The organism is Orenia metallireducens, assembly GCF_003001995.1.
GTDB lineage: Bacteria > Bacillota > Halanaerobiia > Halobacteroidales > Halobacteroidaceae > Orenia > Orenia metallireducens_B.
On the sequence record NZ_PVNB01000007.1, the window covers coordinates 20744 to 34193 of the forward strand.

14 protein-coding genes are annotated in these 13450 nt (G+C 33.2%); 1 reads left to right on the forward strand and 13 read right to left on the reverse strand.

Features of this window, described 5'->3' with window-relative positions:
* Window positions 1–122 precede the first annotated feature (122 nt).
* From BX659_RS06580 to BX659_RS06615, 8 genes are all read right to left on the reverse strand, one after another.
* On the reverse strand, window positions 123–1040 hold the full coding sequence (locus BX659_RS06580) for a tetratricopeptide repeat protein (RefSeq protein ID WP_106231766.1): 918 nt from the start codon (window positions 1038–1040) through the stop codon (window positions 123–125).
* Window positions 1037–2008, reverse strand: coding sequence for a vWA domain-containing protein (locus BX659_RS06585; RefSeq protein WP_106231768.1), 972 nt, complete (start codon window positions 2006–2008; stop codon window positions 1037–1039). The genes BX659_RS06580 and BX659_RS06585 overlap by 4 nt, the downstream gene beginning before the upstream one ends.
* A gap of 121 nt (window positions 2009–2129) precedes the next feature.
* Window positions 2130–3104 (reverse strand): vWA domain-containing protein, encoded by a 975-nt coding sequence (locus tag BX659_RS06590; RefSeq protein ID WP_097017213.1) that lies wholly within the window; start codon window positions 3102–3104, stop codon window positions 2130–2132.
* Complete coding sequence (locus tag BX659_RS06595; RefSeq protein WP_106231769.1) at window positions 3097–3894, reverse strand: hypothetical protein; 798 nt, start codon at window positions 3892–3894, stop codon at window positions 3097–3099. The genes BX659_RS06590 and BX659_RS06595 overlap by 8 nt, the downstream gene beginning before the upstream one ends.
* A complete protein-coding gene (locus BX659_RS06600) occupies window positions 3891–4709 on the reverse strand; it encodes a DUF58 domain-containing protein (RefSeq protein WP_106231771.1) in 819 nt (272 codons plus the stop codon). Before BX659_RS06600 ends, BX659_RS06595 begins: the two co-directional genes overlap by 4 nt.
* A 217-nt stretch (window positions 4710–4926) precedes the next feature.
* The gene (locus BX659_RS06605) at window positions 4927–5895 is read right to left on the reverse strand and encodes an AAA family ATPase (protein ID WP_181186426.1); all 969 of its coding nucleotides are present in this window, start codon (window positions 5893–5895) and stop codon (window positions 4927–4929) included.
* Window positions 5896–6177: 282 nt separating this feature from the next.
* Window positions 6178–7287, reverse strand: coding sequence for a M48 family metallopeptidase (locus tag BX659_RS06610; RefSeq protein WP_106231772.1), 1110 nt, complete (start codon window positions 7285–7287; stop codon window positions 6178–6180).
* A 183-nt stretch (window positions 7288–7470) separates the two neighbouring features.
* On the reverse strand, window positions 7471–7791 hold the full coding sequence (locus BX659_RS06615) for a hypothetical protein (RefSeq protein WP_097017217.1): 321 nt from the start codon (window positions 7789–7791) through the stop codon (window positions 7471–7473).
* A 739-nt stretch (window positions 7792–8530) separates the two neighbouring features.
* Between BX659_RS06615 and BX659_RS06620 the strand changes: the two genes are divergently transcribed.
* Window positions 8531–9271, forward strand: a complete 741-nt coding sequence (locus tag BX659_RS06620) for a PHP domain-containing protein (RefSeq protein WP_097017218.1) — start codon at window positions 8531–8533, stop codon at window positions 9269–9271.
* A 118-nt stretch (window positions 9272–9389) separates the two neighbouring features.
* On the opposite strand, the gene BX659_RS06625 is transcribed toward BX659_RS06620, so the two are convergent.
* The 5 genes from BX659_RS06625 to BX659_RS06645 form a co-directional block, all read right to left on the reverse strand.
* Window positions 9390–10034 carry a thioredoxin family protein gene (locus BX659_RS06625; RefSeq protein ID WP_097017219.1) on the reverse strand — a complete coding sequence of 215 codons (645 nt, stop codon included), beginning with the start codon at window positions 10032–10034 and terminating at the stop codon, window positions 9390–9392.
* 61 nt (window positions 10035–10095) lie between these two features.
* Window positions 10096–10467 carry a 4-fold beta flower protein gene (locus tag BX659_RS06630; RefSeq protein WP_097017220.1) on the reverse strand — a complete coding sequence of 124 codons (372 nt, stop codon included), beginning with the start codon at window positions 10465–10467 and terminating at the stop codon, window positions 10096–10098.
* 206 nt (window positions 10468–10673) lie between these two features.
* Window positions 10674–11072 carry a 4-fold beta flower protein gene (locus BX659_RS06635; RefSeq protein ID WP_097017221.1) on the reverse strand — a complete coding sequence of 133 codons (399 nt, stop codon included), beginning with the start codon at window positions 11070–11072 and terminating at the stop codon, window positions 10674–10676.
* A gap of 71 nt (window positions 11073–11143) precedes the next feature.
* On the reverse strand, window positions 11144–11809 hold the full coding sequence (locus BX659_RS06640) for a BON domain-containing protein (protein ID WP_097017222.1): 666 nt from the start codon (window positions 11807–11809) through the stop codon (window positions 11144–11146).
* A 356-nt stretch (window positions 11810–12165) separates the two neighbouring features.
* Window positions 12166–13215, reverse strand: coding sequence for a hypothetical protein (locus tag BX659_RS06645; protein ID WP_097017223.1), 1050 nt, complete (start codon window positions 13213–13215; stop codon window positions 12166–12168).
* Window positions 13216–13450: the final 235 nt, after the last annotated feature.

The window sequence follows — 13450 nt, forward strand, 5'->3', positions numbered from 1 at the left end:
TTTCACCCCCGATTTAAATATTACCTGTGAGTAGTAAAAAACAGTGAATGACAAATAAGGCAAGTCAGTAGTTTTTAATTCTTAACTAATCATTCGTTACTCATCACTTCTCACTGTCCTTATCACCAATCATAATTATCCTCTTGATTATCTCCAGACTGCTTCATCTGTTGATTATTCTTAAGACTATCCTTCTCTTCCTTCTCCAGTGCTTGGAGTATAGTTAATGCTTCCTCTAGCTTTTTTGGGTCTAGCTTGCCCTCCTGCTGTTGTGGAGTAGCTTCTTGAGCAGAATTTTTCTGTTTATCGTCTGCTTTATTCTCTTTGACCTGACTATCTTCACTAGATTTTTGCTCTTGTTGGTCTTTCTGTCCTTCTCTTCCATCTGATTTTTTATTATTTTCCTGATTTTGCTTATCCCCTTGATTTTCTTTTTTATTATCTTGATTTTGCTTATTATCCTTATTCTGTTCTTCTTTATCTTGAGAGCCCTTCTGACCATCCTGATTCTCTTTCTTCTTTTGACTTTCTTTATTCTCTTGTTCTTTCTTATTATCTTGTTGATTTTTCTGCTTTTTTTTCAATTTAGTTAATAATTGATCGACATATTCATAGTTAAACTTCAACTTTCTATCATTCATATCTAGTTTAATTGCTGATTTATAGTTGTGCAAAGACTCTTGATAATTTTTAATCTTCTCAGCTATCTGTTGGCTCTGATCTCCTAACCTCTTATAAGCATTTCCTATGTTCATATAAAGATCTTTATCTTTGGCTATTTGATTATAATAAGTTAAAGACTCCTTATATCTCTTCTGCTTATATAAAGCATTGGCTAGATTATAATTTAGCTGCTGGTTATTGGAATTAACTTTTAATCCTGATCGGTAATGCTTTATAGCTTCCTGATATTTACCCTGATTATAAAGTTGATTCCCTTCTTCTAGCAGCTGAGCTATACTCTTTTGCTCCCTGTTGCATCCTGTCAATAAGATTACTATCATTAAAATAAAGATAAAGTAATAAGAGCTTCTCTTCATTTAAGCCCCCTCCATTCAGGTAAAAGATATCCTACTAAGAATAAGAATAGACCAGTGGCTAAGAAATACTGATATATCTTAGTAAACTTCTTCACCTTATCCTTACTGTATTTATCCCTTTTTAATTTGGATATGTCATCAATCAACTGTCCAATCTCACCACCGGTTAAAGAAGCAAGATAGAACTTCCCTCCTCCATTCTCAGCAATCTTCTTTAAGGAAGCGATATTCAATTTAGAGTTGACATACTTGCCTGCTTGATTTCTCTTATAGCCGACTTTAGTTCCCTGACTATCATATGCAGGAATTAATGCCCCTTCTTTACTACCTACACCTACTGTATATACCTTCACCTCTTCTAGACCCTTAGCTACCTCTATTCCAGATTGGTTGTGCTCCTCCCCATCACTAAAGATAACTACAACTTTATCACCCTTAGCCGATTCGTCAAAAGACTCTTTAGCTAACTTTAGGGCAGCAGCAATATTTGTTCCTCCTCCAGCAATCAGATCAGTATCGATTACCTCTAAAAACATCTTTGCTAGATCATAATCATCAGTTAAAGGCATCTGGACATAAGAGTCTGAGGAGAAAGGAATCAAACCAATCCGATCTCCTTCTAGAGAATCGATTAAATTCTCTATACTCTTTTTGCTCCTTGCCAACCTATTTGGTTTGATATCCTCAGCTAACATACTCTTAGAGGTATCGACTAAGATGTATAGATCTAAGCCTGATCGTTCGACCTCTTGATACCCCTTAAGAATCTGAGGACCTAATAGAGAAAAGGCTATCAATATAATCCCCAAGGTCATTAAGGTAGGTTTAATTACCTTAAACCTATAATCTATATTAAAAGACAAGGCTTTAATAATTGAATTACGCTTCTGATAGGCCAAAATTAAAGTTATAAGTACTAAAATTGGAATTAAAAAAAATATATAATTATGTGTATTACTAAACTCCACCTTCAACTCACCCCCAAATTAAAGCAATGTACAATTTACAATTAACAATTGATAATTAAAACTATCAAAATATTTTAAGAACTTAATCTTTTAATTGTACATTATCAATTGTAAATTATAGTCACGGTATTTTAACAAAGAGATACTTCTCTAAAAAGACCCCAACTAAAAGGAGTAATAGTCCCCATTTAATAAACCCAAAAGCCAATTCCCTATATTCAAAATAATTATTAACATCAAATTTTGTCTTTTCAAGCTGGTCAATTCTATCAAATATCTCCTTTAAAGCATTGGGATCCTTAGCTCTAAAGTACTCTCCCTGAGTATCTGTAGCAATCTGCTTTAATAGCTTTTCATCTAAACCACCACGATAGGTCTGATATCTTATTTGACCAAAAAAGTCTTTTCCAACAGGTATCTTAGTGATATCACTGCCTACCCCAACGGTATAGATCTTAATCCCCATATCCTTAGCTAACTGGGTTGCTGTCTTGGGATTAACCTTTCCTGCATTATTCTCACCATCGGTCACTAGGATGATGACCTTAGATTTGGCATTACTCTTCTTGAGACGATTAATCCCAACAGAAATCCCCATCCCAATGGCAGTTCCATCTCTATTAACATCCTCTGTACTTGTCCTTGCTAAAGTCTCTTTTAAGATATTATGATCTAAGGTCAGAGGTATCTTAGTATAAGCTGTACCAGAGAAGATAACCAAAGAGATTCTATCCCCCTCCCTGCCCTCAACAAACTTACTAATAGTATCCTTAGCTACACTTAGACGATTTGGATCAAAATCTATCGACTTCATGCTCCCCGAAACATCTAAAGCTACTACAATATCTATCCCTTCTTTTTTGATATTGCTAAGCTCTTTTCCAGACTGAGGACGGGCTAGAGCAACTACCAATAAAATAACTCCAGCTAAGATTAGATACCTGCCAAACTTATGCTTAATTGTCTTCTTCAACCCTGCTTCTTTTAACAGAGCTATACTTGAAAACCCTATACTCTTACTCCTTCTCTTCTTCAAAAAAAGATAGATAAATATCGGAATCAAAAATAAAAGATACCAGTGCAAGAATCTAAACATAATTCACACCTTCTTTACTTGCTTCTATCAAATCGACTATTCTAATCAACTCTTCACGCTTCTCTTTCTTCTTTTCTAAGCTGACCTCCTTGCCTCTATACTTGCAGATATCAACAAAGCTCAACCATTCTTTAATCTGATTTAAATAATCATCTAATTGGGGAATATAATTTATCTCTGCAATAATTTCATTAGAGGTCTTACCTATAATTTTACGATTGAAGGTCTGTTCTAAATAATCCTTAAAAGCAAGGGTTAAATAGACAAAATAATTATCATCCTCTAGCTTAATCTCCTCTATCTTAGTTCTAAACTGACTATAAACACTCAACTCTTTTCTACTTCTATTGCTAAATATCTTTCTTAAACGCAAAAATGATAATAATGCAATCACAGCCACCATCACAACTAACAGCTTATACATAGGAAGCATCTTATCGACCTCCTTAGCCTCTAAATCACCTTTAAAGATATCCTGGCGATCGATCTCATCCAAAGTAGATGCTACTTGAATCTTCAACTGCCTATCACCTAGCTTGACAATCTTCTTACCTGCTTCAAAGCTCCTAATCGCTATTTTGTATCCTGAATCTATCTTTTCTAAGCTCTCTATCTCAAAATCTTTAAAGCTATCTCTAATCTCTGCTTGGGATAGATCGGTCTTAGCTATCTCTAATTGAATCAAATCGCCGATATGAATAGCTCTACTTTCAGCATATACATAACTATTAACTAAAACTAACCCAGCTAAGAGCACAGCTAATAAAATAAAATTTCTTCTCATTCTCATCTCATTCTCCTTTTAAAGAATAGCATTAATGCTTTCACAAAATCTTCATCAGTATAGATATTAAGTAAATTCCTAACTGGTAATTTAATAGTAGATTCCAGCTCAGTTCTACCCTGTAAATTATCTAAAACAATAGTCTCACCAGTCTCTAAATCTTCAAATTCAAAGATAGCACCCTTTGGTAGACTCTCTTCTCCTTTATCGATAACTCTAATTAAAACTAGATCATGCTTCTTATCAGCTATCTTTAACTCCTTCTCATAATCCTTATCAAGAAAATCAGAGATTAAAAAAACTATACTCCGCTTCTTCTCTACTCTATTGAAATACTGTAGAGCCTTTTTAATAGCTGTACCTTGATTATTAGGTTGAAAACTTAAAATCTCCTCAATAATAGATAAGACATGCCTCTTCCCCTTTTTAGACGGAATCAGCTTCTCCACCTTATCAGTAAATAGAATGCTACCTACCTTATCATTATTCTTCACTGCCGAAAAGGCAAGAGTAGCACCAATCTCAGCTATAATATCCTTCTTCTTAGCAAAACTATTAGAGCGGGACATATCTATTAAGAGAAACATATTCAGCTCCCGTTCTTCATGAAACTTCTTGATATAGGCCTTGTTCTGGCGAGCCGTTACATTCCAATCTATACTTCTAATCTCATCACCAGGATAATACTCCCTGATCTCATCAAACTCCATCCCCTTGCCTTGAAAGGCAGAGCGATACTCTCCAGAAAATATCTCCTCAATAATTCTATTAGATTTAATCTCTATCCTTCTTATCTTTTTAATCAAATCTTTAGAAACGATAATAATTCACCTCCTAAAGTTCAGTGATAAGTAACGGGTAACGAGTGACCAGTAAAACAATAATTATTATCAAATTTCTTCCTTCGAGTTCTTCGAACTCTTCGTGAGGAGAAATAAAGCTTCATGTTTCTGAGAAACTTTATAATCACGGAGAGCTTCTCAAAACTCATAGAGAAAAATTTCCGACCGAATTTTTCCAATCCACTCTTCACTGTTTCTATGGTAATCTTACATTATCCAAAATATCAGCAATTATATCCTCTTCACTGATCTCCTCAGCCTCTGCTTCATAGCTAAGTAAGATTCTATGACGCAAGACATCATAAACTACTGCTTTAATATCATCAGGTATTACATAAGCTCTGCCTTCTAAGAAGGCTCGCCCCTTAGCTGCTAAAATTAAATTAATAGAAGCCCTTGGCGATGCTCCACAAGCTATGTATTCATTCTCTTCTCTAGTCTTAAAGATAATATCAAGAACATAGTCCTTTAGGTTCTCATCAACATAGATATCTCTGACTATCTCTCTAATCTCAAAGATACTATCTCTACTTAACAGTCTATTTATCTGAATATCTTCCAATCTTCCTTGCTCAGTTATTAAGTCAATAACCTTCTTCTCCTCAGCTTTACTTGGATAACCTACCTTTAACTTCATCATAAATCTATCCTGTTGAGCCTCTGGCAAAGGATAAGTTCCCTGCTGTTCTAATGGGTTTTGTGTAGCCAATACCAAAAAAGGTCTATCTAACAGATAAGTCTTCTCACCAATAGTAACCTGCTTTTCTTGCATAGCCTCCAATAAAGCCGACTGTACCTTTGCTGGTGCCCGGTTAATCTCATCAGCAAGGATAATATTAGCAAAGATTGGACCTTTTTTGGTCACAAACTCTCCTGTATGCTGTTTATAGATCTCTGTCCCCAAAATATCTGCTGGTAATAAATCTGGAGTAAACTGTATCCTTTTAAAATCAACCCCCAAAACCTTAGCGCAGGTGTTGACTGTCAGTGATTTAGCCAAACCTGGTACACCTTCTAATAATATATGACCACCAGTAAAGATTCCAATTAAGATTCTTTCAACCATATAATCTTGTCCTACTACTGATTTTGCTATCTCTTGCTTGACTAAACTGATTAACTCCTTCTTCTTAGCAACCTTCATTTCTAGCTGTGCAATATCCATATCTAAAAACAACCTCCTTAACAATTATAGCTTTATTATAAAAAATAGCCCAATTAATATCAATTAAATGAGCTATTTTATAAATTGTACCTTATTATTACATTATAAACCTTAATTTTGACAAAAATATGACGATGTGGATAATTAAAATCAATAACTTCACTCCTTGCTTCTGCTTAGAATAAGTGATTATTTATTTAAGTAGCACTTTTTATACTTTCTAACACTGTCATAAAGGCATAGTAAAAGTCAGTATTAATACTGACTTTTAGATCTAACTTCTCATTTTAAATTATAAATTCTTGGGTCCCTTACAAGCTTCCAACCATACTGATCTTTAATTAGATCAATAGCTAATGATAAATCTTCTTGTTGATTATTATCATCATAAAAGGAGATAGCTACTCTGGCTGTGTTTTCCACTTGATTTCTTAGCTCTAAAGTATACCCAAGCTCCCCAAAATTATCTAAACTTATTATCACTATCCTTTCTTCTATCTGCTTTAAATTCTTATTATTCTTAAGTTGATTTAAAGACCTATTCCCTTGAACTTTATTCCAGTAACTTCCATAAACCATCTCTAAATTATCACTTAATATCCCTTGAGCCAAAGCCCTGGCAGTAGCAATCGGTGAATAATATAACTCTTTGGCATCCTTAAAGCTCTTAACCAAGTCCTTTAAATAATCTACTCTATTATCTAAATTAGGATGGCTAGAAAACAGCTCTCCTAATCTAGTATCATTACTACCACCTTCTTTAAGAATATACATTAGCTCTATAGCACCATAAGAGTCATAGCCAGCCCTTTCACTTAAAGATACTGAATATTCATCAGCATCCCTTTCCTGTTCTCGACTATAACCTTTTTCCAATAAATTAAGTCCAATATTTCCTGCCACATCTAAAATCCCTTCATATCTATTACCCTTGGTAAAGGTCTCAAAAAGTACTCCACCTACCTGTAAGCCTTGAATTAGATTAATACTCTCCTCTATATCATTATTGACACCATGGCCTAACTCATGGGCGATAACTGCTGCTAACTGATTATCATCTTTTAAGCGATCTACTAGCCCTTTAAAGAGTACTAAGTTCCCATCACCAAGATAAGCTGCATTTAATACAGGTGCATCGACAATATATAACTTGAAGTTCAAGTCTCGAGCATCTTTGGCAGCCTCTGCAGACAGTCTATCAAAGATATTATAAATCCGATTTCTAGCTGTTGCTTCTAAATAAGCAAGCCCATACTCTTCTTGATACTTGACCAAGTTCTTCTTTGCAATCTCCTTCTCCAAATCTGAAACCGCATCTGCTGGTAGATTTATCAAAAATAGAGCTGATATTATAAATAATATAGTGGAAAAGCTCTTACTATATTTTAACATTTAACCACTCCTACCTCTAATTCTTACTTAAAAATTTTAGGAAATTAATTATATAAATACTGATAACCAAGCCTAAAGTGAAACTTGTAGTATTTTTATGTTTTTTGATTTCAACTCGTTACCCGTTACCGTCATCCAACTTAACCTTAATTTAAATTTCTTTGTAAAGTTGAATGACTATAGTTACTCAATCTTTAGCTTTAAATAAGTGCTCTCTCCATCTTTAATCTGTATCTCTAACTCCTCTGAACTCTCCCATGAGACCAGTTTAACTCTATATATGCCACTAGGTAACCCTATAAAGTTGACCTCTCCATTGATTGTATAAGCAAAATCCAGACGTTGTTCATACTTTGCTGAATAAAGACCTACATAAACATCATCTAATAAATCCCCTTGATTATCATAGGTAATTATCTTTAAATCTCCCTGCCCCTCACATCCCACTAGAATAGTCATCAAAAGTAATATAATCATAATCAAAAATACTCTTTTATACTTCAAATCATCTCCACTCCTATCTCTAAATTTCACTCAAATTCTCGCTAAATTATTACTAAAAGCAGATCTATATTAATCTAAGAGAATTTATCCTTTAAACTTAATAAAATTATAGCAACTTATTATAAAGCTTTGCTATTATAAACTCAAATCCTGCTGTAAAGTTATAGTAATATAGAATCCTATAACTATAAAAGTGTTGTTATATAATGATAATGCGACACTTTTATTTCAGTTTACAGTTGACGGTTGACAGTTAAAATCTTTAAAACCGAAGAAGATTCCTGTTTGAACGAAGCAAAAATTGAGCTGGAATTTAGAGTTTAATCAAATTTTAAATAAAGAATATGATTAATGATAATAATTAATATTTTGATTGCGTAGTGAGTTTAATTTTCTTCTTGATTTTTTGGTTACTTTTTCATCAAGGAAAAACGTAACCCGCCCTTAGGCGGAACCTAATAATTTGTCTACTTTTTAAAAAATAAAAGTGTCCCAATATACCCATTATCAATCAGCTATCACTCAATACCTCAATTAACTGCCTTCACATCCTCACAAAATAGACCTCTCTAACCATATACTATTGTACTAGCAATTATCATCCAAATATCTTATTCTTGTAGTTAACTCTACTTACTGATATAATTAACATAAGTCGCTTTATTTCATATTATTACTTAAAAAGATGTATAAATTAAGAGATTATTTCTCTTAAAATCCTAATAGAAGGAGAAATTCAATGCTAGAGAAGAATAAGATTTCCAGCTTCTTTGATGATTTTCTAATTGGAACCACTCACAGCTATATAGATCTCCATATTCATACCAATGCATCTGATGGATTGATTGATACCGAGTTTTTGAAGGAATTTCTAAAAGATACACCCCACCTAATCTCAGTTACAGACCATAATAATATCGAAAGTAATGTTGCACTATATGAAAGTGGAGCAATAAATATAGTCCCAGGGATAGAGGTTGGCTGTCATGATGGCTTTGAATTTTTAATCTATTTTAAAGAGATCAAAGATTTAATTGACTTTTATATTAAGAATGTAGAACCTTTTAAATATAGAAATAAAATTGCTCGTACTAAGCAATCCTATGATTATTACTTAAAAGAAGCCAGAAGATATGATTCTTTTATCTCTATCCCCCACATTGCTGGAATGGCCCAGAAAAATTATCTGAAGAATAAAGATTATATTCACCAGATTACCACTAAAGTAGATGCTATCGAAACCTATAATCATACCTTATCTAAGAAAAGAAATTTTGTTGCCAGCAGAATACGAAAGAGCAAAGACAAATTTGCTACCTTTGGTAGTGATGCTCATATTAAAAAAGAGATTATATCCTTTTATAATTATCAGAATAATAATTTCAATAAATCCTTTTACCTTAGAAAGAACTTATATCATTTAGCTTCTATTATCGGACTCTTTGGGAAGCACTTACACCATTTCTTAGACTTACATTAATACTAGGTTATTTGTGATAGCAAAACAACTAGAGTAAAAAATAATTCAATCTTCAAATATATAATAGATAAGAGCCTAGCTAATTAGCTAGGCTCTTATCTATTATATATTAAACTTATTAATGTACTCTCTCTATCTCCTCTAAAATATCTTCCATCCCCTTTAGTCCAACAAACTCTCTTTTATTATTGATCATAACCTTTGGTAATCTACTAATATTATAATTATCAGCTAAATTATCAAAGATTGTAGTTTCAATCATATCTGCTCTAATCTTCTTATTTGCTAAAGCTAGCTGGTTTGTCATCTCTGCTAGCTGGCTAGCATCTGGAGATTCTTTATCTGCAAAAATTTGAATGTGTACCATCTCATCTATCTTTGCGACTCTCTCTTCTAACCTCTCAGGTAGCTCTGCTCCATTGCCTGAAACCAATAATAAAGACTTAATAAATGCCTCTAATTGATGGTCTGTAGGCTTAGTATAGAATCTAATTCCTGATTCATTACCTTGCTTATCCAAAATTAAGATTGCTGGAGCTTTATGAACATCATACTCCTCTGACTTACTCTTGTCCACTCTATAATTATAGACCTTAAGACTCAACTTATCAGATAATTGGACTAGATTCTTTAAAAATTCTTCTGTCTTTTTACAAATACTACAATCTATATCTTTAGTAAAGAATAAAATCTTAACATCGTTATTTAAATAAGCTAATCTCTTCTTTAAATAATTCTGATGGTTCTTCTCAAAGAAGTCCATCTAGCTATCACCTCTTTCATCTATAATAGAAAGTAAGACTTTTTTATCTTGGTTCAACTAATTAGCTTACTAATTGATAATCATTTTCTATAAATTCTTCCCAATTAAGATCAGACCATTGATTAAACTCTCGGATTGTATTTTCAGAGCTATACATAACCTCTGGAATAAACGGTACATCAGCTAAACCAGGTTCTGGTATAACTTGCAGAGGTGGCAGATCTAAATTCTCTGTCACATCACTATTAAAAGCTACTATATATCCTTCTTTATCTCTAAAATAACCATTGTTGAGGGTTCCAATATACTCTCCATCCTTATTAAAGACCTTCTCTTCTTTGATAAAGGCTTGATAGTTTCCCGCTATATCATATATATACTTATCCTCTAACCAAGCTACTACCTTTCCTAACTTATTATAAAATGCATCCATTTGATCCCCTCCTTGATATAGTAGTCATTCAACTTTAAAACCAAATTTAAATCTGTCTTTATATAGAAAAAAGCGACCTTCAGGAGTTAGGTGGGTAGGGATTAGAAAATCCAACTATCCAACCCCTAACTGCCAAAGTGACAAGTGTCCCAATATCCCCATTAAATTCCGCTTTAGACTTAACCTTAAACTAGGATAATATCCTGTTAAACCTTATTAATTAATTGTTGCTCATTACTATTCTCCTCAGTTTTGGCTTTCACAAACTCTTCCCAACTCAAATCAGACCAATTGTTTATAGGATCAGGCATTATTTGAGGGAAGGAAATTGCATCAGGTATCGGGGCTATTGCTGCTAGAGTAGGTGCAGGACCTATCTGAGTAGTTGGTAGTATTGGTAAATTTTCTGCATTATCTGTGAATGCAACTATCTCACCGTTTTTATCTCTAAAGAACCCGTTCTTAAAGACACCAAGATATTCACCTTCACTATTAAAGACTCTATCATTTTTGATAAACAATCTATGTTCTCCAGATTCATCATAAACAGCTCCATCCTTTAACCAAGCAACTGTATCTCCATTTTTATCATGAATTGTATCCATAACTATACCCCTCCTTAATTGATATAGATCTAATCAGTGAAAGTTAAGAGGTTAGAAAATCTTCTAACCTCTTAACTAGCCAATAAGAATTGATCATCTACATCTTTAACACCAATGGTATGATAAGCTGACTCAAAGGCTTCTTGTATAGCTCTTTGATTTCTCAGCTTTCCACTTAAGGTTACAACCCCATCTTCAACCTTTACATTTATTTTATTTTCATTGACATACATATTCCTCTCTAAGGCACTACTGACCTTATCAGCAATATTCTTATCTAAATAATCCTCACTAGGTACTACTGTTAACTTATTCTCAATTCCTCTAACTCCATTCAGCTTAGAGATAATATCTTCAACATAGATCCTCTTCCAATAAGTATCTACTGAACCTTCTAATTTAACCCATCCAGCATCTACATTAATATTTATATCTTGGATACCAATATCAGGACTATCCATAATTCTATTCTCTACTTTAGCTTCAACTTCATTATCGGTAGGTCTAACTATACTTTGAGGATATTTAATCTCAAGCTGATTATTTAGATCCTTAACACCCTCTACAGCCCAGACACTATTTACAGCTGAGCTGTTAGCAAAATAAGTAGGAACTGTCCCAGTTAAAGTTACTCTCCCTTGATCTACCTTAACATTTATATTCGAAGCATCAACACGGCTATCCCAATAGAGCTGGTCAATAACATCCTTTTTTATCTGCTCATCTAAGCGTAACATTTATGTCATCCCCTTTCAGTCTGATAATTGTTATTCTTATCTTAACTATTGCAAATACTCTTTAAGATACTAATAAAACTATAATACTGAAAAAATTAGTAGATGATAATGAATACACCTCCTAACTATTACCTTCTATAATTTATTTTAGGAAATAATAGCCAAATAATCAAACTCTATAACTTTAAATCAAGGGTTCTCAGCCGCTCTTATTAGTAATAATAACTATTTAGCTCCAATTTCTTTATAATTTGCGGATAAGACTCCAATTTACTAGTACAAAAAATAAAATAAGACCACTAAAGATTAAATCTCTAGCAGTCTTAGCTATTAATATTTCTTTAAATAATATATCTTTAGAATTTAACGGTTCCTGATAAACTGACATAGTCATCAGAATCAACAGCTACATTCAAATCTATAAATGGTATATTTATTCCTAAACCACCAGTATAAACTCTGTCCTGACCATCTTGTTCATAAGCCCCCAACCTTAAAGATAATAATCCAGCAATAATTCTCTTCTCTAATCCAACATGATAGATATCCTCTTGATCCTCTGGCATCTCCACATCAACAGCTACTGTTGCAGCAAGTGGGTATGGCAATTTAGCAGCTGCACCTAAAGTTACTGTTCTTTCTAATTCATCTGAAAAATCAGAACTTTTATCCCACTCTAGCTTAGAAACTGCATTTCTAACTGTTGCCCCCAGATTAACCATGTTAGTTACCTTAATTAAAACTCCTGCATCTACTCCATAACCAGTAGCTTCATCATTTAATTCTGATGAGTTAAAATATGCTATATCCTCATTATAGGTATATGTTACAGCATCATAGCGTCTAGATACATATTTAGCATTCATTCCCAAAGCAATAGACCCAATATTTAATGGAGGATTTATAATCTTAGTTCCTAAAGAGACGATCCCCTCTCCAGTTACCATATTTTGAGCATATTTGGTCTTAAGACCATTTACTTCAGAAGAACTAGTCTGTAATTGGCTATTACCGATTATCCCTAGACCAAAGCTCTTCAAATTGAGAGCTAACATTCCATTGACATTCAAATCAACGTCATCAGGAAACTCTAAGTTTTTAACCTTATTTATTTTTTCCAGATCATCTTGTTCACTTTGGATAGTATCGATACTATCAATAAAGTCTTGGATTGCTTCTATATCATCAGATTTTGCCTGTCCACCAAGATTAAGCCCTAAGCCCAACAATCCACTCTGAGTTAAACCCGCTGGATTCCAGTAAACAGCACTGGCATCATCAGCTACAGCAGTAAAGGCTCCTCCCATACCATAGGCTTTTGACCCATATTTGTTAGCTGCAAAAGATGGAGTGACCATTGTTATTAATAATAATACTACCATTGGCAGAACATAAATTCTTTTCATTTTAATACCTACCTTCCTTTAGTTTATTTTTTTCAGAGATTCTCAGCTGCCTTTCCAATAATAAAAATAATAATCAATTCCCGTACAAAAAAACTTTTAAAAAATATATTTTTATGAAAATCTCTGAATTTATACATCTAATAACATAATTCTACATTTAAGCTTTAAACCCTCTTTTTTATCTCTCCACCTTATTTAAAAAATAACTAATATCTCTACCAATTAGCTTAGCATA

Coding starts and splice junctions, on each gene's coding strand:
- BX659_RS06590 (WP_097017213.1), bottom strand. CDS start 3,104: ATGTTTAGATTCTTGCACTGGTATCTTTTATTTTTGATTCCGATATTT.
- BX659_RS06580 (WP_106231766.1), bottom strand. CDS start 1,040: ATGAAGAGAAGCTCTTATTACTTTATCTTTATTTTAATGATAGTAATC.
- BX659_RS06595 (WP_106231769.1), bottom strand. CDS start 3,894: ATGAGAATGAGAAGAAATTTTATTTTATTAGCTGTGCTCTTAGCTGGG.
- BX659_RS06630 (WP_097017220.1), bottom strand. CDS start 10,467: ATGGATGCATTTTATAATAAGTTAGGAAAGGTAGTAGCTTGGTTAGAG.
- BX659_RS06620 (WP_097017218.1), top strand. CDS start 8,531: ATGCTAGAGAAGAATAAGATTTCCAGCTTCTTTGATGATTTTCTAATT.
- BX659_RS06635 (WP_097017221.1), bottom strand. CDS start 11,072: ATGGATACAATTCATGATAAAAATGGAGATACAGTTGCTTGGTTAAAG.
- BX659_RS06610 (WP_106231772.1), bottom strand. CDS start 7,287: ATGTTAAAATATAGTAAGAGCTTTTCCACTATATTATTTATAATATCA.
- BX659_RS06640 (WP_097017222.1), bottom strand. CDS start 11,809: ATGTTACGCTTAGATGAGCAGATAAAAAAGGATGTTATTGACCAGCTC.
- BX659_RS06625 (WP_097017219.1), bottom strand. CDS start 10,034: ATGGACTTCTTTGAGAAGAACCATCAGAATTATTTAAAGAAGAGATTA.
- BX659_RS06645 (WP_097017223.1), bottom strand. CDS start 13,215: ATGAAAAGAATTTATGTTCTGCCAATGGTAGTATTATTATTAATAACA.
- BX659_RS06605 (WP_181186426.1), bottom strand. CDS start 5,895: ATGGATATTGCACAGCTAGAAATGAAGGTTGCTAAGAAGAAGGAGTTA.